The organism is Pseudomonas sp. 2 (assembly GCF_056627435.1).
Window position 1 is genome coordinate 1 of the sequence record NZ_JBWXNG010000018.1, and the last position, 16,688, is coordinate 16,688.

The window sequence follows — 16,688 nt, forward strand, 5'->3', positions numbered from 1 at the left end:
CGCAAAACAGGTTTCAGGATACGTATTGAGCATTATATTGCTCATGTCACCATTTTTCAGCAAAATGAACGCTTACTGCCTTTCTGATGTGAACTCCTGGAAAAACAATGAACGCAAAACAACGCAGCCTGGCCTCGGTCGTCATCCCCGTGGGCCTGCTGTTGATCGCCATGGTGTCGATACAAAGCGGCGCCTCGCTGGCCAAGTCGCTCTTCCCCGCTGTAGGCGCCCAAGGCACCACCACCTTGCGCCTGGTGTTTGCCAGCATTCTGATGGTCCTGATTCTGCGCCCGTGGCGAACCACGTTCACCGCCAGCTCGATGAAATCGGTGCTTATATATGGCATCGCCCTGGGCGGGATGAACTTCCTCTTCTATATGGCTATTCGCACCATTCCGCTGGGCATCGGCGTGGCGCTGGAATTCACAGGCCCCTTGGCCGTTGCGTTGCTGCATTCACGCAAGATCACCGACTTCATCTGGATCGCCCTGGCCGTTACGGGCCTGGCCTTGCTGATTCCCATGGGCCAGGCAGACAGCCTGGATCTGACAGGCGCCCTGTATGCACTTGGCGCCGGTGTCTGTTGGGCCGCCTACATTCTGTTCGGGCAAAAGGCCGGTGCCGACCACGGCGTACAGACCGCCGCGTTGGGCGTGGTCATCGCTGCGATCTTCATCGCACCGCTGGGCGCTGCCCACGCCGGCATGGCATTGCTGGACCCCGCACTGATTCCCATCGCCTTGGGCGTCGCGATCCTTTCCACCGCGCTGCCCTACACCCTGGAAATGATTGCCCTGACCCGCATGCCGGCCCGCACCTTCGGAACCCTGATGAGCATGGAGCCGGCTATCGGCGCGCTGATGGGCCTGACCTTCCTGCACGAGACGCTGTCGCTGACGCAATGGCTGGCCATCGGCGCAATCATCGTTGCCTCCATTGGCGCGACACTGACGACCAAGCCGGAACCGGCCGCTCTGGTACCTGCAGACTGACCGGGTATTTTGCCTTCGTTACACGATGTCACTAGCATTTGTAACGCCGTTGCGCCATGTTTACACCCGAGCCCTTCTCCACCTTGTGGATTGCACCCGGAAGGGCATGGCTGTTGGCTTCAGGTAAGCTGCGCGAATTCAGGCTAGAGACTGAACGGGAAAAGCCCGGTCAGGTAAGGAAGTGAATGAAGTACATTTCAATAATACTGGCAATGGTGGTCATGACCGGATGCGCGGCCACCTCCAAGCCAGTCAAGAGCAAGCGGGGCCTGCACATCAACTGCTCCGGCCTTTCTTCTTCCTGGGACAAGTGCTATCAGATGGCGACCGACTCCTGTGAGTCGCGCCAGTATCGGGTCATCGCCAAATCGAACGACGTCGATGAGGATCCGGGGGATTTCCCGCTAGGCCTTAATCCTGCCGGCTACACCAGCCGCAGCATGATCATCGTCTGCAAAAAACCGCAGCCCTGATCCGATGAAACAATCCTGACCTGCACTCACGACAGGTCAGGATCACTGCAAGCCGCCACCTTACAGACAGCGGCGATTCTTCATACAGCCGCCGTGCGGGTTTCCAGCCAGGCCAAAGCGGCGCCTTCCACCAGCGGGCTCAGACGGGTTCTGACCTGGGCGTGATAGCCGTTGAGCCACTCGCGCTCTTCCTGCGTCAACAAGCCCGTTTCCAGACAACGCGTGTCGATCGGGCACAAGGTCAGGGTTTCGAATTTGAGAAACTCACCAAACTCGGTCTTGCCCGCGTGCTGGTTGATCACCAGGTTTTCGATGCGCACGCCCCACTGCCCCGGACGGTAGGTACCCGGTTCGATTGAGGTGATCATCCCCGGCTGCATGGCCGTCTGCGGCGTGGCCGGGGCCTGGTAGGCGATCACCTGAGGACCTTCGTGCACGTTGAGAAAATAGCCCACGCCGTGGCCGGTGCCATGCCCGTAGTTCACGCCTTCGGCCCAGATTGGCGCCCGGGCGATGGCGTCCAGCAGCGGCGAGAGAATCCCGCGCGGGAACTGAGCACGGGACAGTGCAATAACACCCTTGAGAACACGGGTGCAGTCGCGCTTCTGCTCGGCGGTCGGCGTGCCCACCGGGACCATCCGCGTGATGTCGGTGGTACCACCCAGGTACTGGCCGCCGGAGTCGATCAGCAACAGCCCGTCGCCTTCGATCTGCGCGTGCTCTTCTTCGGTGGCGCGGTAATGCGGCATGGCGCCGTTGCCATTGAAGCCTGCAATGGTCGCGAAACTCTGGGAAACATAGCCGGGACGTCGGGCCCGTGCGGCGCTCAGTTTGTCATCGATGGTCAGCTCGCTGACCGGCTCATGGCCCAGTGCCGAATCCAGCCAGGCGAAGAATTCGCACAAGGCCGCGCCGTCCTGTTCCATGGCCTGGCGAATGTGCTGTGCATCAGATTCACTTTTCTGCGACTTGAACAGCGTGGTCGGGTTCAGCCCTTCCACCAGCGTCACCTCGCTGGGCAGGTAATCGAGCAGCCCACAGGTCACCCGCGCGGGATCGACCAGCAAGCGCGCATCGCGCGGCACTTCGCGCAGCGCAGCGCCGATGCCGGTGTATTCGCGCAGGGTGATGCCTTCGCCTTCGAGCGTGCTGCGCAGCTCGGCGCTGACCTTCTCGGGTGCAACGAACAGGCTGACGCTGTCAGGCCCGATCAGCGCAAAGGAAATGAACACTGGATTGTAGGAAACGTCTTCGCCTCGCAGGTTGAACAGCCAGGCAATGTCGTCCAGCGTGGCCAGGAAATGCCAGTCGGCGCCCCGCTCCGCCATCACGCTGCGCAGCCGCGCGAGCTTCTCGCCCCGCTCTTGAGTGGCCTGGGGAGCGACGTGCTCATAAATTGCCTGGATCGGCAAGGCCGGGCGATCGGTCCAGAGCTGGGTCAGCGGATCCAGGTCCGTACGCAGCCGCGCACCACGCGCATAGAGATTGCTGGCCAGCGTTCGCGAAGACGCGACCGCCAGTACGGCGCCATCGACAGCCACCACCGAATCGGCCTTCGCCTGATCGGCCAGCCACTCCAGCGGGCCGGGTTGACCGGGCTGCAGCTTGACCAGTTCGATGCCGCTGCCGGCCAGCTCCTTGGTGGCCTGCTCCCAATAGCGGCTGTCTGCCCAGACGCCCGCGAAATCCTGGGTGATGATCAAGGTCCCGACCGAACCATGGAAACCTGACAACCATTGGCGCCCCTGCCAATAACCCGGCAGGTATTCGGAAAGATGAGGGTCGGCCGATGGCACCAGCCAGGCATCGATACCTTCACGACTCATCAGGGTGCGTGCCTGCGCCAGGCGTTGCGCCACCACTGCACTGGTTTTCGACTGCGTATTCATTGGTTCTCCTGCTAACCCGGATTTTTTTCTTTGTACCCGGCAGATGATGGAGCACTGCCAAGGCCGGAGCAACCGTGCAGGCGTGTCGGGCGATGACGGCCAGCGCCCTGCATATCGCGGTCTAAATAACGAACACCAATAGCCAAGTAAGCCGATGCTCACTTGAACTTGTCAGCTTTCGCTGACACCGCTAATTAGCAAGTATCAAACTCCCACTCACTGGCCAACTAACAAAGCTAAAAATACGTTCAATTAATGAGCGCCATAAAATTGTTCGCCCTGATCGCTGCCTGACTTCTGACGCTGGAAAATCGTCTTTATGGGCTCCAGGCCCTGCTCACGGGCCTTACAGCCCATCGCCTGAAAAGCGTCAACGCACCGGATGGGGGCACTGATGTTTTTTTGACTTCCATATAAATCAACAAGTTAAACTACCCAGCACCCCGTTTATCAAAAATTTAACAGAATGTTGGCGAAATCGTTTGACAGGGAAAGCGCTGCCGTCGATATATATGCGTGTCCAATGTTTTCCTGTTTCAGCCGCGTAACCCTAACGCTGCGCGCAGAAGACATTTCGACTTTTCCGGTTCTGTTTTTGCCAACGAAGTTAGTGAACACCACGGTGCGTTTCTTGCGCCGGTGGGCATCTGTTGGCCTGAAGAAACTTTTCTCACGTTACTGAAAGTGCTCGGTAGGGCGGTAGCTTTGCCCGACGATTCCTTGAGCCCTTCGCGTAACCGACAGCGAAACGCGCGGCAGGATCTGCAGATTCGGGCGGTAGCGTGCCTGAACCCCGAACGACAATCCGCCGTGCCCCCTTCCACTTTCAATGGGGCGCAACGCAATGCCTTTATCTTTCGACATGGATGAGCGGCTGGTCCAACGCCTGGCTGACGAAATCGATACCAACGGCTTTGCACAATTGAGTGGCGCGGTCACGCCGACCGATCTTGAGCAACTGCGCAGCTGGACCGACGCCCAGGCGCAAAAGCATCAAGGCGAATACTTTGCGTACCACGGCCAGGACATGCTCGGTGAAAGCCTGCTGGCGCAGTACTGGTCCGATATGCGCTTCAGGCTGTTGCTGGCAGGCCTCTATAAACATGCCGCCGGCAAAGATGCCAGCAGCGACCGGATCTTCCCGGTACTGCGCTGCGTACAAGGCAACCAGGGGACGCGCGAGTCCAATGCATTTCACTACGACGCCAGCCTGGTCACCGCACTTATCCCTGTGTTCATCCCCAGCGAAGGTGAACAACGCGGCGATCTGATGCTGTTTCCCAATATTCGTCGGGTGCGCAACTGGGTGTTCTTCAACGTCATCGAGAAGGCGCTGCTGCAGAACAAGTTCACCCGCAGCTGGATCGTCAAGGGCATGGACCATAGGTGGCTCAAGCCCTACATCCTGCGCCTTGAGCCTGGCAACGTTTATTTCTTCTGGGGCTATCGCACCCTGCACGCCAACAAACCCGTAGGCCCCGAGGTCAAGCGCGCCACCGCGCTGTTTCATTTCGGCGACCCACACACAGGAAGCCTGGCCACTCGGCTGATCCTGCGGATCAACCAGGGCCGGGCACGACGAATGAGCAATAAAGCCGGCAACCGTCCTTCTGCCTCCCCCCGAGGCTAGGCCGCTCTTTCAGGTCAGGCCCGCCAGCCGCTGCAAGCCTTCACCGCATTGCGTCAGACATGGAGATCACGATGATTAACGTAACCAAGACCTACCTGGGCGATATCGACAAGTTCAAGAACTACGTCGAAGGCATCTACGCGCGCGGCTGGCTGACCAACCACGGCCCACTGGTGTGCGAGCTGGAGCAGCGCCTGAAGGATTACCTGGGCGTCAAGCACGTGCTCCTGACCAACAACGGCACCCTGGCCCTGCAAGTGGCCTACCGCGCCCTGGGCATGACCGGCAGCGCCGTGACCACCCCGTTCAGCTTCGTGGCCACCAGCAGCTCGCTGCAGTGGGAAGGCATTCGTCCGATCTTCGCCGACATCGACGCCCAGACCTGGAACATCTCGCCTGAGCACATCGAAAGCCGCATCGTTTCCGACACCACCGGTATCGTCGGCACCCACGTGTTCGGCAACCCCTGCGCAGTCGAGCGCATCGAGGAGATCGCCCGTCGGCGCAATCTGAAAGTGGTGTACGACGGTGCCCACGCCTTCGCCGCACGCCACGCCGGGCAGTCGGTGCTCAACTGGGGCGACATCAGCACCCTGAGCTTCCACGCCACCAAGCTGTTCCACACCATCGAAGGCGGCGCGATCATCACCAACGACGATGACCTGGCCCGCCGCGTCTATCTGCTGTGCAACTTCGGCATCGCCGACGTCGACAAGATCGATGGCATCGGCATCAACGCCAAGCTCAACGAGTTCTCGGCGGCGATGGGCCTGTGCATTCTCGACGACATCGACAACATCCTGGCGCAACGCGCCGAGATTGCCGAGCGCTACACCACCGCCCTGCGCGACTACGTTCAGCTGCAACAGCCCGAAGCGGACAGCCAGTTGAACAACAGCTACTACCCCATCGCCCTGCGCGACGAGCAGCAGCTGCTGAATCTGCGCGGTGCGCTGAACACCAACGGCATCAACCCGCGCCGTTACTTTTATCCGTCGCTGGACACCCTGGAATACCTGCAGCCGCAGGCGGCCCAGACCGCCTCGCGCTCCCTGAGCGAACGGGTGCTGTGCCTGCCGATCTACCCGGGCCTGTCCCGCGAGGATCAGGACCGCGTGATCCAGACCGTGCTCGCCGAGTGCAGCCCAGCCAGCGCCACGTATCAGAGCCCGAACCTGGCCCGTGTCATCTAATGAGACAGGACGTACGGACATGCAAAACAGGCGCTCAGTCATACGCAACACTGCGTTGAGCTACGCGGGACAGGCCTACGCGCTGCTGGTGGGAATCCTGATCATGCCTTTCTACCTCGGCCACATGGGCGCCGAGGCGTATGGCCTGATCGGGTTCTTTTCGGTGCTGCAGGCCTGGTTGCAACTGCTCGATGCCGGCTTGTCACCCAGCCTGGTACGGGCCGTGGCCCATCAGCAGGCGAGCGACAGACTGGATCACTTCTCCGGCCGCCTGCTGCGTTCCTTCGAGTTGATCTTCCTGCCGCTGGCCAGCCTCTGCTGCGTGGCGATGTACCTGGGCAGCGACTGGATCGCAGTGCACTGGCTCAATGCCAAGGAGCTGTCGACCCAGACCCTGGTGCAGTGCATCAGCCTGATGGGCATCGTGGTCGCGCTGCGGTTGTTTTCCACGCTCTACAAGAGCGGGATTCAAGGCCTTGAGCAGCACGCCTGGCTGAACATCGCCAACGTGGTGATCGCCACGCTGCGCTACTTCGGCGGCCTGCTGCTGGTGAGCACGATCTCCAGCGACCCGGTGACGTTCTTCGCGTTTCAGGTGCTGGTCGGCCTGATCGAGACGTTGATCTTCGCGGCGCGCGCCTACAAACAGATGCCGACGCCGAAGTGGCTGACCGGCTTCGACTGGAAACTGGTCAAGCCGATCGTGCCGTTCGCTGCCGGCATGTCAGGCACAGCGGTGTTGTGGATCGTGCTGACCCAGATCGACAAGGTGGCGCTTTCAAAACTGCTGCCGCTCAACGAATACGGTTACTTCTCGCTGGTGGCGCTGATCAGCACCGGCATCCTGATGTTGAGCAACCCGCTGGCGCAGACCCTGTTGCCACGCCTGACGGTGCTGATGGCCGAGGGTCGTCGCGACGACATGCACAACCTGTTTCTGGCGGCCAACCGTTTTGTCTGCACGTTTCTGTTTCCGCTGGCGGCACTGATTGCCCTGCACGCCTACGACATGGTGTACGCCTGGTCCGGCGATCAGGCGGCCGCCCAGTGGAGCCGCTCGATCCTGCCGTGGTACTCGCTGGGCAGCGCGATCATGGCGGTCAGCGCCTTTCAGTTCTACCTGCAGTACGCCTATGGGCAGATGCGTCTGCACGTCTGGTACAGCTTGGTTTCCACGCTGATCACGGTGCCGGTGATGCTGCTGGCGATTCACTACCAGGGCGCGCTGGGCGCTGCCGTCGCCTGGTTCGTGTTGCGCGTGGTGTCGTTCGCCATCTGGCCGGCCATCGTGCATCAGCGTCTGGCACCGGGGATTCACGGCCAATGGCTGCGCGACATCATCCGCATCAGCGTGATGACCGCTGCGGGTCTTGCGATCAGCGAGCCCGTGCTGCGGCTGATCGCCAGCGACAACCGCTTCAACACGTTCATGGGTCTGGCCGTCAGCGGCCTGATCACGCTGATGGTGGTAGCAGCGAGCTACAAGCCACTGGTGACGAAGATTTCCGTCTTGTTCAGCAAACCGAGTATTTGAGCCATGGATGCTTCCAGCAATAAGGCTAACGCCTCGTCAAGCAGTACTCCTCTGGTCAGCATCGTCTGCCCGGCCTACAACCAGGAAGCCTACATCGCACAAGCGCTGGACGGCTTTCTGATGCAACAGACGACGTTCGACTTCGAAATCCTGGTCAACGACGACGCGTCCACCGACGCCACCACCCGCATCATCGCTGACTACGCCGCGCGTTATCCGACGTTGATCCGCACCTTCTTTCACGAGACGAACCAGTTTTCGCAAGGCAAGTCGTCGGTGCCCGGCCTGTTCGGCCAGGCCCGTGGCCGCTACATCGCCTATTGCGAAGGTGACGATTACTGGACCGACCCGCGCAAACTGCAGATCCAGGTGGACTTTCTCGAAAGCCACCCCGATTACGTGCTGACCTACCACGACGCCATCCCCTTCGACACCAACGGCCAGTACGGCATCCAGTTGCAGGGCAAGCTGCGCGCAGACGCCTCGGCGCTGGAGCTGCAGAAGACCCGGCCGATCTCGACGCTGACCACGGTGTTTCGCAACGTCTTCGACTCGCTGCCCAAGGAGCTGGTGGCCGCACCGCTGAACGACCTGGTCTGGTGGTCGCTGCTGGGCGCCTACGGCAAGGGCAAGTTCATGGCCGAGATCAAGCCTGCGGCCTATCGCCTGCACCTGGGCGGGATCTTCTCCATGCGGTCGAGCAAGCGAAAACTGCACATGGCGCTGCAGACGTCCGGCGCCCTGGCCAACTACTACCACCGCCTGGGCAACCAGGAACTCTACGAGCACTTTCTGATGGAAATGGTCGGTTACTCGCTGTCGGCGATCACCCCGCAGCGCAAGATCCTGACGCTGCTGCAAGTGGCGCGCAATTTCAGCTTCAACATCAGCAAGCGGCTGATGTCGACCTTCAGCAAAGGCCATGTTCAGTAACGTCCTGGTGGTCTGCGTCGGCAATATCTGTCGCAGCCCCATGGCCGAAGCGATGCTGCTACAGCGCGTACAGAATCCCAATGTCGCGATCTCGTCGGCAGGCACCCACGCCATGCTCAGCTCAACCATGGATCCTCTCGCCCGCGCCGTGTTGCAAGTCAACGGCGTGGAGGCGCACCGCCATCGTAGCCGGCAAATGGTCCGGCAGATGCTCTACGACGCGGACCTGATTCTGCTGATGGAACACCGGCAGATGCAAAGCGTGCTCAAGCTCGCGCCCGAAGTACGTGGCAAGACGTTTCTGATCGGCAAATGGCAACAGGACATGGAAATAGCCGACCCGTATCGGCGCCCGAAATTAGCCTTTGAACAGACCTACGAGTTGCTCTCGCGTTGTGTCGACGACTGGCTTCCTTATCTTCAGTCAGGAGATCCGAGATAAATGACCGCTATGAACCGCACTTCCCTGGAAGAAGTCCAGGACTCCCGGATCGACCTGGCGACCATCCTGCGCACCCTGTTCGATCACAAGGTCATGATCTGCTCGATCATGGGCGTCTGCATCCTGCTCGGGCTGACCTACGCCATCCTCGCCACGCCGATCTTCCAGGCCAACGCGATGATCCAGATCGAGCCGAAGAAAATCGGCATCGAGGGCCGCACCGAGATCAGCAGCAAACCGCTGTCGGTGTCCCAGGCGACCACCGAAATCGAGCTGATCAAATCCCGCGCGGTGCTGGGCAAAGTGGTCGATGACCTCAAGCTCAACATCATCGCCAAGCCCAAATACGTGCCCGGTATCGGCGGCTACATGGCGCGCCACTTCAAGCCCGACCACGAGGGCGAACTGGCCTCGCCGCTGTTCGGCCTGGACAGCTACGCCTGGGGCGGCGAGAAGATCGACATCTTCCAGCTGGAAGTGCCTGACGCGCTGCTCGGCGACAAGATGACCATGGTGGTGGACAAGCCTGACACCTTCAGCCTGTACGACAGCGACCACAACAAGCTGCTCAGCGGCCCGGTGGCGCAGACCGTCGAAGGCAGCGGCGTGAAGATTCAGGTCGCCGCCCTCAATGGTCGCCCTGGCACCGAGTTCACCGTGATTCGCCAACGCACCCTGACCTCGGCGCTGGACTATCAGGACCGCCTGAAAATCCTCGAAGCGGGCAAGGATTCCGGCATCGTCTACCTGTCGATCCAGGACCCTGATCCGGTCAAGGCCAAGCGCATCCTCAACGAAGTCAGCCGCCTGTACGTGCGCCAGAACGTCGAACGCAGCTCGGCCGAAGCGGCTCAGCGCCTGGAATTCCTGCGCTCGCAACTGCCCGCGGTGCGCAAACAGCTGGAGCAATCGGAAATTGCCCTGAACAATTTCCAGACCAGCGCCAAGTCGGTGGACCTGAGCGTGGAAACCAAATCGGTGCTCGATCAGGTGGTCAAGCTTGAAGGCACGCTGTCGGACCTGAAGATGAAGCGGGTCGACGTCGAACGCCTGTACACCCCGGAACACCCGACCTATCGCGGTTTGATGACGCAGATCAGCCAGGTCGAAGCGCAGAAGGCGGCGCTGCTGAAAAAGATCGAAACCCTGCCCGCCACCCAGCAGGAATTGCTGCGCCTGACCCGCGACATGCAAGTGACTTCGCAGACCTACACCCTGCTGCTGGACAAGAGCCAAGAGCAGGACATTCTGCGTGCCGGCAGCATCGGCAACGTGCGCATCATCGACAACGCCGACGCCAACGTCGAAGAGCCGGTCAAGCCGATGCGCAAAATCATCGTGCTGGTCGCCGCCCTGGCAGGTCTTCTGCTGGCCGTGGGTGCCGTGTTCGTTCGCCAGGCCTTCTATCGCGGGGTGGATAACCCGGACGTGATCGAAAACCTCGGCATGCCGGTCTATGCCTCGCTGCCGTTTTCCCGTCAGCAGGAGCGCATGGACAAGAGCAGCCAGGCCCGCGGCGCCAACAAGGAACCGCGCCTGCTCAGCGTCAGCGCGCCAACGGAACTGGCGATCGAGTCGCTGCGCAGCCTGCGCACCAGCCTGCACTTCGCGATGCTGGAGGCGCGCAACAACGTGCTGATGATTTCCAGCCCGACCCCGGGCGTGGGCAAGTCGTTCGTCTCCAGCAACCTGGCGGTGATCATTGCCCAGACCGGCAAGCGCGTGCTGCTGATCGATGCCGACATGCGCCGTGGCTACCTGCACAAGACGTTCAACCTGACGCCCAAGCACGGGCTGTCGGACACCCTGGCCGCGCGGCTGAAAAGCAAGGAAGTGATCAACCACACCGAAGTGCGCAACCTGGACTTCATCTCCTGTGGTTTCGCGGCGCCCAACCCGTCGGAGCTGTTGATGCACGACAACTTCAACAAGCTGATCACCGACCTGTCGCCGCTGTATGACCTGGTGATCGTCGACACCCCGCCGATCCTGGCGGTCACCGACGCCACGCTGGTGGGGCGTCAGTCAGGCACATGCCTGCTGGTCACCCGCTTCGGCCTCTCCACCGCCAAGGAAATCGAAGCCAGCAAACGTCGCCTGATGCACAACGGCATCCTGATCAAGGGTGCAATTTTCAACGGTGTACTGCGCAAGGCCTCGACCGCCGATTACGACTGCGCAGCCTACGGCTACGACTACACCACCGTGCGCAAGTGAGCCACGGGGCAGACCTCGGCCTTCGATCAATCCGGCCCCAGAGCCAGACAACATGACAGGAGTTAGAGATGGCCCGGACCATAGCAATGATGCAGCCCTACCTGTTTCCTTACCTGGGTTACTTCCAGTTGATAGCCGCCGCAGATGTCTTCGTTCTGGGCGATGACCTGCAATACATCAGGTCCGGTTGGGTCAACCGCAACCGGATCCTGTGCAACGGCGAAGCGAAACTGATCACCTTTCCGCTGAAGAAGGACCGCTTCGAACTGCCGATCAACCAGCGCCAGCTGTGCGACAACTTCACGGCCGAGGGCGAGCGGCTGATCCGGCAGATCTCGCAGAACTACCAGAAGGCGCCCTACTTCGCCCAGGTGATGCCGCTGATCGAACGGCTGATCCGCTTTCCACAGCAGAACATTGCGCTGTACGCCGAGCATGCGATCCGCGAACTGTGCGCCTATCTGCACATCGTCACGCCGATCATGCGCGGCTCGGACCTGAGCGTGGGCACGCCGACCGACAAGCAGGACCGGGTGATCCGCATCGTCCAGACCTTTGCCGCCACCACCTTCATCAACCCTGAAGGTGGCTCGGTGCTGTACGACCGCGAGCTGTTCGCCCAGCACGGCATGAAGGTGCATTTCTTCCGCATGGACCCGGTGGTCTATCGGCAGTTCAAGCATCCCTTCGTCGCAAACCTGTCTATTATCGATGTGCTCATGTTCAACTGCGTCGAGCAGATTCAGCAGATGCTGACCAGTTTCACGCTGGACAAGGGTGACGAGCCACAGGGAAAAGGTTTTCTGTTTGAGATGCTCAAGCACCCGAACGTTGTGTTGACGGGTCAGAACCGGATGGCAGTGGAGTGAAGGATTATGTCTCAGACCGATTGCACCTCAAGCCTGGCACGCTGGTATTTGATCCAGACCAAACCCCGTCAGGAAGCGCGCGCGCAGGAACACCTGCAACGCCAGAGTTTTGAATGCTATCGCCCGGTCAAGCAGGGTGAAAAGAAACGCGGCTCACGGGCTGCGGCCGAGGAAGAGCTGTTTCCCGGTTACCTGTTCATCCGCATGGACCAGACCCACGACAACTGGTACCCGATCCGCTCCACCCGGGGCGTTGCGCGGATCGTGACCTTCGGCGGCATGCCGATCCCGGTCAAGGACCAGCTGATCGAACAGATCCGCGAACGCCTGCTGGCGCCGCCGCCCAAGGAGCCCTTCCAGCACGGCGAAGCGGTGCGCATCACCGCCGAAGGTTTCAACGACGTCGAAGCGATCTTCCTCGCGGCCGACGGCGACGAACGCGCGGTGATCCTGCTCAACCTGCTGCACCGTGAACAGAAAGTGACCTTGCCGGTCAGCAGTTTGTCGCGGATGCAGGTGCAGGCCTGAGTCCAGCGCGAGCCCTGTGTGAATAAACGATCTGTGGGAGTGAGCTTGCTCACGAAGGCTTAGGTCCATTCGCTACGTATTCGTGAGCAAGCTCACTCCCACATTCAATCGCAACCACTCTCACATCCAGGTTCACAACCCAAGACGCTTTCGGGGCTGACGCTTTCAGCCTCTTGACCCCTCTTCGCCCGGAAACTCACCATGACCCGAAAAACGACGCTGGTGACGCTCACCTATGGTGACCGTTTCAACTACCTGCACACGCTGGTCAGCCGTTCGCTGGAAAGCCCGCTGATCGACCGCGTGATCATCGTCAGCAACGCCTCCACCGCGCCGCTGGAAACCCTGCGCCGCACCTGGCCGGACGAAGTCAGCGTGATCTATCTGCACCAGAACACCGGTTCCGCCCGGGGTTACTCGGTGGGCATCCAGGCGGCGCTGGACGCCGGTGCCGAGCACATCTGGCTGATGGACGATGACAACGCGCCGACCATCAACGCCATCGCCACGCTGCATGAAGTGCTCGAAGAGCGCAAACGCGTCGACGGCGAGGAAAAGGCCGCGGTGCTGGGCTTTCGCCCCACCCATCAGGCCGACATCGCCGCCGGTGTGCCCAAGCGCTTCGCCATTCAGCGCCGCTCCAGCTTCTTCGGCTTTCACATCGCCCAGCTGCCGTACAAGATCTGGCGGCGCCTGCCCTGGGGCGCGCCACAACGCTCCCAGGACAAGATGGGCATGGTGCAACTGCCGTTCGCGACCTACGGCGGGCTGCTGGCCCACCGCAACCTGTACCGCAAGATCGGCCTGCCGCTGGACGCCCTGCTGCTTTACGCCGACGACAGCGAGTACACCTGGCGTATCACCGCAGGCGGCGGGCGGATCTTTCTGGTGCCGGACGCGGTGCTCGATGACCTGGAGAACTCCTGGAACATCAAGGCGCGCACCAACAACATCTACGAGAGCTTCCTGTTGGGCGGCTCGGATCTGCGCGCCTACTACGGGGCGCGCAATCAGGCCTGGTTCGACAAGAACGTCTGGGCCAACTCGTCGCTGCTCTACAGCCTCAACCGTTGGGTGTTCTTCCGCCTGTTGCGGCTGATCGCCAAACGGCGCGGCGCGCAAGAGCGCCTGAGCCTGATCGAAAAAGCCATCCGTGACGGTGAGTCCGGCGTCCTGGGCCTGAATCAGTCGTATCCATTATGAAAATCCTGTTCATCAGCAGCCTGTATTCACCTCACGTCGGCGGCGGCGCGGAGATCATTCTCCAGCGCACCGTCGAAGGCCTGCAACAACGCGGCTGCCAGGTCAGCGTGCTGGTGACCGGACCCGATGCGGGCCTTAACGCCGAGACTGTCAATGGCGTGAAGGTCTACCGCGCAGGGCTTCATAACTTCTACTGGCACTTCGGCGCCAAGCGTCCCGGCCGCCTGCTGCGTCTGGGCTGGCACCTGCGCGACCGCTACAACGGCGCGATGCGCAGCTATGTGCGGGACGTGATCAAAAGCGAAGAGCCGCAACTGGTGGTCTGCCACAATCTGGCCGGCTGGTCGGTGTCGGTGTGGGACGAAATCAGCGCCGCCCGCCTGCCCATCGTCCAGGTGCTGCACGACATGTACCTGATGTGCCCGAGCAGCAGCATGTTCAAGCGCGGCGTCTGCTGCCAGCAGCAATGCAGCAGTTGCCAGTCGTTTCGCAAGGGTCACGACGCCCGCTCCGCGCAGGTGTCGGCGGTGGTCGGGGTGAGCCAGTTCATTCTGGAAAAACTGCAGAAGCGCGGTTACTTCAGCGCGGCCAAAGGCTACGTGGTGCACAACGCCAGCCCCTACGCGCCGGCACGCACTTCACGCAGCAAACAGCGTGAGCTGGACCCGTCGATGAAGAACACGCCGCTGCGTTTCGGATATATGGGCACCTTGTCCGAGCAGAAAGGCGTACGCTGGCTCATCGAACAGTTTCAGCGTCTGCCGTTCAACGCCACCCTGCAGATCGCCGGGCGCGGGCAAGCGGACGACGAAGCTGCGTTCAAGGCGCTGGCCACGTCGCCCAACATCAGTTTCGTCGGCTACCAGAAGCCCGAGGCCTTCTACAGCCAGATCGACGTCGCGGTGGTGCCGTCGCTGTGGAACGAACCTTTCGGCATGGTCGCCGTCGAGGCCTGCGCCCACTCGGTGCCGGTGATCGCCAGCCGCATGGGCGGTTTGCCGGAAATCATCCAGGACCCGCTCAACGGCCTGCTGTGCCGGCCCGACGATCCTGATTCGCTGGGCCACGCGATGCTCCGGCTGCACCAGCAACCGGACCTGCTGGCCCGGCTGAGCAGCCAGGCGCGCGTCAGCGTCGCGGCGCTGTTGAACCTGGAGCTGATGCTCGACAGCTACGAGAGCATCTTCGACCAGACCCTGCTCGATAACATTGCGCACCGTGATACGACGGTCTTGCCTCATACAGTTTGAAGACGTGCGGCCCAGGCGTGGAAGGGGCCGCTTTCATTTGCCAACGGCCCGAGACCAAACTGAGCGAGCGCTCCGGACCGTGCCTCTTCACTGAGACAAGCCATGCCCATCACGCGCCTGACGAGGTTACGACGACCCTTATCGGTCCTGCTGCTGGGTCTGTTGATCAGCAGCTCAGGCTTTGCCGACGAGTCGTTCATCATCGGGGTCGACACCCACCTGATGAACAAGAATTCGACGTCGGCCAAGGCGCTGCAATTGCTGGAGGCAGCCGGCGTGGATTCAGTACGCGATGACGCCTACTGGTCCAGCGCCGAGCCCCGACGGGGCTTGATGAGAATCGAACCGGCCTGGCAGGCCTATCTGAGCAAGGCGCAGGAGCATCATCTGCGCCCGCTGCTGGTGCTCGGCTACGGCAACCCGTTCTACGACAACTACGCCAAACCGCGTAAACCCAACGTTCGCGATGCCTATTCGAACTACGTGAGCTTCGTCACGCGCCAGCTCACCGACAGCGTGGACTTCTACGAAATCTGGAACGAGTGGGACAAGGAAAATCCGGTCGACCCGGCCTTCGCCAAGGACTACAGCACACTGGTCGAAGAAGCCGCCCGACGGATTCGCGCCAACCAGCGGCCCATGGTGATCCTGGCAGGCGCCGTGACCAGCCAGGGCATGGACCTGGGGTTCGCCGACCGGCTGGTGGAGTCCGGCATTCTCAACCATGTCGACGGTCTGTCGTTGCACCCTTACGTGCACTGCCGCTCGGACGAACGCAACACGCCGGAAAACTGGATCGCGTGGCTAAGAAGGATCAACGAGGATCTCAAGGACAAGACCCGAAACAAGACCGAGGTTCCGCTGTACCTGACCGAGATGGGCTGGCCCAGCAATGACGGGCGCTGCGGCGGTGACGAGAAGACCCAGGCGGCGTTTCTGGCGCGCAGTTTCTTTCTCGCCCAGACCATGCCCAACATCAAGGGCATGTGGTGGAACGGCCTGCTCAACGACGGCCCCGACCGCACCGACCCGGAACAGAACTTCGGGCTGCTCGATCAGGACCTCACGATCAAGCAGGCGTACCTGACGCTCAAGGCCATCAGCCCGACGCTGCATCAGTTTCGTTATGACGCCGAGAAGAGTCGTGAAATCGACTCGCAGTACCTGCTGCGCTTCGCCCGTGGCTCGGACCAGATCATGGTCGCCTGGACCGCCGGGCTGCCGCGCTCGATCAAGATCGACTCCAGCAGCGTGCTGCGCGGCAACGTGCAATACATCGACACACGGGAGCCTGCCAACGGCCAGGTCGACAGCGGCATCCCGTGGAATTGCAACGAGGGCCGCTGCTCGGCGCAAGTGCCGATCGACGAGTTCCCGAAAATCATCAGCCTGGGCACCCGCCCGGCGCTGTTTGCCTTGCCCTGATTAACGTTCACCGCTCGCCCCGTAGCAGCACGGCTTGCCGGCGGGACGGTGTGTCTGTGACAGATGTATCGGCTGACACACCGCTCCCGCCGGCAAGCCGTGCTGCTACG

14 protein-coding genes are annotated in these 16,688 nt (G+C 61.2%); 13 read left to right on the plus strand and 1 reads right to left on the minus strand.

Translation table 11 applies throughout. The features are described from left to right. The first annotated feature begins 107 nt into the window (after positions 1-107). Together rhtA and AC1MEK_RS24280 are read left to right on the plus strand one after the other, a co-directional pair. Complete coding sequence (gene rhtA / locus AC1MEK_RS24275) at positions 108-992, plus strand: threonine/homoserine exporter RhtA (protein WP_480398817.1); 885 nt, start codon at positions 108-110, stop codon at positions 990-992. A 185-nt stretch (positions 993-1,177) separates the two neighbouring features. Continuing rightward, on the plus strand, positions 1,178-1,465 hold the full coding sequence (locus tag AC1MEK_RS24280; protein ID WP_480398818.1) for a hypothetical protein: 288 nt from the start codon (positions 1,178-1,180) through the stop codon (positions 1,463-1,465). Positions 1,466-1,545: 80 nt separating this feature from the next. Here the strand turns inward: AC1MEK_RS24280 and AC1MEK_RS24285 are convergent, their stop codons facing one another. Next, positions 1,546-3,354, minus strand: coding sequence for a M24 family metallopeptidase (locus AC1MEK_RS24285; RefSeq protein WP_480398819.1), 1,809 nt, complete (start codon positions 3,352-3,354; stop codon positions 1,546-1,548). Between the two features lie 844 nt (positions 3,355-4,198). Between AC1MEK_RS24285 and AC1MEK_RS24290 the strand changes: the two genes are divergently transcribed. The 11 genes from AC1MEK_RS24290 to AC1MEK_RS24340 all read left to right on the plus strand — a co-directional run bounded on the left by AC1MEK_RS24290 (position 4,199) and on the right by AC1MEK_RS24340 (position 16,578). Further along, positions 4,199-4,984 (plus strand): hypothetical protein, encoded by a 786-nt coding sequence (locus AC1MEK_RS24290; protein WP_480398820.1) that lies wholly within the window; start codon positions 4,199-4,201, stop codon positions 4,982-4,984. Positions 4,985-5,055: 71 nt separating this feature from the next. Then, entirely contained in the window at positions 5,056-6,177 is a 1,122-nt protein-coding gene (locus AC1MEK_RS24295) for a DegT/DnrJ/EryC1/StrS family aminotransferase (RefSeq protein ID WP_480398821.1), read from the plus strand. A 19-nt stretch (positions 6,178-6,196) separates the two neighbouring features. Continuing rightward, the gene (locus tag AC1MEK_RS24300) at positions 6,197-7,711 is read left to right on the plus strand and encodes a lipopolysaccharide biosynthesis protein (RefSeq protein WP_480398822.1); all 1,515 of its coding nucleotides are present in this window, start codon (positions 6,197-6,199) and stop codon (positions 7,709-7,711) included. 3 nt (positions 7,712-7,714) lie between these two features. Continuing rightward, positions 7,715-8,644: a glycosyltransferase family 2 protein gene (locus AC1MEK_RS24305; protein ID WP_480398823.1), complete on the plus strand. Its 930-nt coding sequence runs from the start codon at positions 7,715-7,717 to the stop codon at positions 8,642-8,644. Next, entirely contained in the window at positions 8,634-9,086 is a 453-nt protein-coding gene (locus tag AC1MEK_RS24310) for a low molecular weight protein-tyrosine-phosphatase (RefSeq protein ID WP_480398824.1), read from the plus strand. The genes AC1MEK_RS24305 and AC1MEK_RS24310 overlap by 11 nt, the downstream gene beginning before the upstream one ends. Then, on the plus strand, positions 9,087-11,303 hold the full coding sequence (locus tag AC1MEK_RS24315; protein ID WP_480398825.1) for a polysaccharide biosynthesis tyrosine autokinase: 2,217 nt from the start codon (positions 9,087-9,089) through the stop codon (positions 11,301-11,303). A 68-nt stretch (positions 11,304-11,371) separates the two neighbouring features. Further along, positions 11,372-12,172: a WbqC family protein gene (locus AC1MEK_RS24320; protein WP_480398826.1), complete on the plus strand. Its 801-nt coding sequence runs from the start codon at positions 11,372-11,374 to the stop codon at positions 12,170-12,172. 6 nt (positions 12,173-12,178) lie between these two features. Next, entirely contained in the window at positions 12,179-12,700 is a 522-nt protein-coding gene (gene rfaH / locus AC1MEK_RS24325; protein WP_480398827.1) for a transcription/translation regulatory transformer protein RfaH, read from the plus strand. 201 nt (positions 12,701-12,901) lie between these two features. After that, the gene (locus tag AC1MEK_RS24330) at positions 12,902-13,903 is read left to right on the plus strand and encodes a glycosyltransferase (RefSeq protein ID WP_480398828.1); all 1,002 of its coding nucleotides are present in this window, start codon (positions 12,902-12,904) and stop codon (positions 13,901-13,903) included. After that, complete coding sequence (locus AC1MEK_RS24335; RefSeq protein ID WP_480398829.1) at positions 13,900-15,153, plus strand: glycosyltransferase family 4 protein; 1,254 nt, start codon at positions 13,900-13,902, stop codon at positions 15,151-15,153. Before AC1MEK_RS24330 ends, AC1MEK_RS24335 begins: the two co-directional genes overlap by 4 nt. A gap of 102 nt (positions 15,154-15,255) precedes the next feature. After that, complete coding sequence (locus AC1MEK_RS24340; protein WP_480398830.1) at positions 15,256-16,578, plus strand: hypothetical protein; 1,323 nt, start codon at positions 15,256-15,258, stop codon at positions 16,576-16,578. Positions 16,579-16,688 lie beyond the last annotated feature (110 nt).

Coding starts and splice junctions, on each gene's coding strand:
- AC1MEK_RS24320 (WP_480398826.1), top strand. CDS start 11,372: ATGGCCCGGACCATAGCAATGATGCAGCCCTACCTGTTTCCTTACCTG.
- rhtA (WP_480398817.1), top strand. CDS start 108: ATGAACGCAAAACAACGCAGCCTGGCCTCGGTCGTCATCCCCGTGGGC.
- AC1MEK_RS24335 (WP_480398829.1), top strand. CDS start 13,900: ATGAAAATCCTGTTCATCAGCAGCCTGTATTCACCTCACGTCGGCGGC.
- AC1MEK_RS24300 (WP_480398822.1), top strand. CDS start 6,197: ATGCAAAACAGGCGCTCAGTCATACGCAACACTGCGTTGAGCTACGCG.
- rfaH (WP_480398827.1), top strand. CDS start 12,179: ATGTCTCAGACCGATTGCACCTCAAGCCTGGCACGCTGGTATTTGATC.
- AC1MEK_RS24305 (WP_480398823.1), top strand. CDS start 7,715: ATGGATGCTTCCAGCAATAAGGCTAACGCCTCGTCAAGCAGTACTCCT.
- AC1MEK_RS24340 (WP_480398830.1), top strand. CDS start 15,256: ATGCCCATCACGCGCCTGACGAGGTTACGACGACCCTTATCGGTCCTG.
- AC1MEK_RS24285 (WP_480398819.1), bottom strand. CDS start 3,354: ATGAATACGCAGTCGAAAACCAGTGCAGTGGTGGCGCAACGCCTGGCG.
- AC1MEK_RS24280 (WP_480398818.1), top strand. CDS start 1,178: ATGAAGTACATTTCAATAATACTGGCAATGGTGGTCATGACCGGATGC.
- AC1MEK_RS24330 (WP_480398828.1), top strand. CDS start 12,902: ATGACCCGAAAAACGACGCTGGTGACGCTCACCTATGGTGACCGTTTC.
- AC1MEK_RS24295 (WP_480398821.1), top strand. CDS start 5,056: ATGATTAACGTAACCAAGACCTACCTGGGCGATATCGACAAGTTCAAG.
- AC1MEK_RS24315 (WP_480398825.1), top strand. CDS start 9,087: ATGACCGCTATGAACCGCACTTCCCTGGAAGAAGTCCAGGACTCCCGG.
- AC1MEK_RS24290 (WP_480398820.1), top strand. CDS start 4,199: ATGCCTTTATCTTTCGACATGGATGAGCGGCTGGTCCAACGCCTGGCT.
- AC1MEK_RS24310 (WP_480398824.1), top strand. CDS start 8,634: ATGTTCAGTAACGTCCTGGTGGTCTGCGTCGGCAATATCTGTCGCAGC.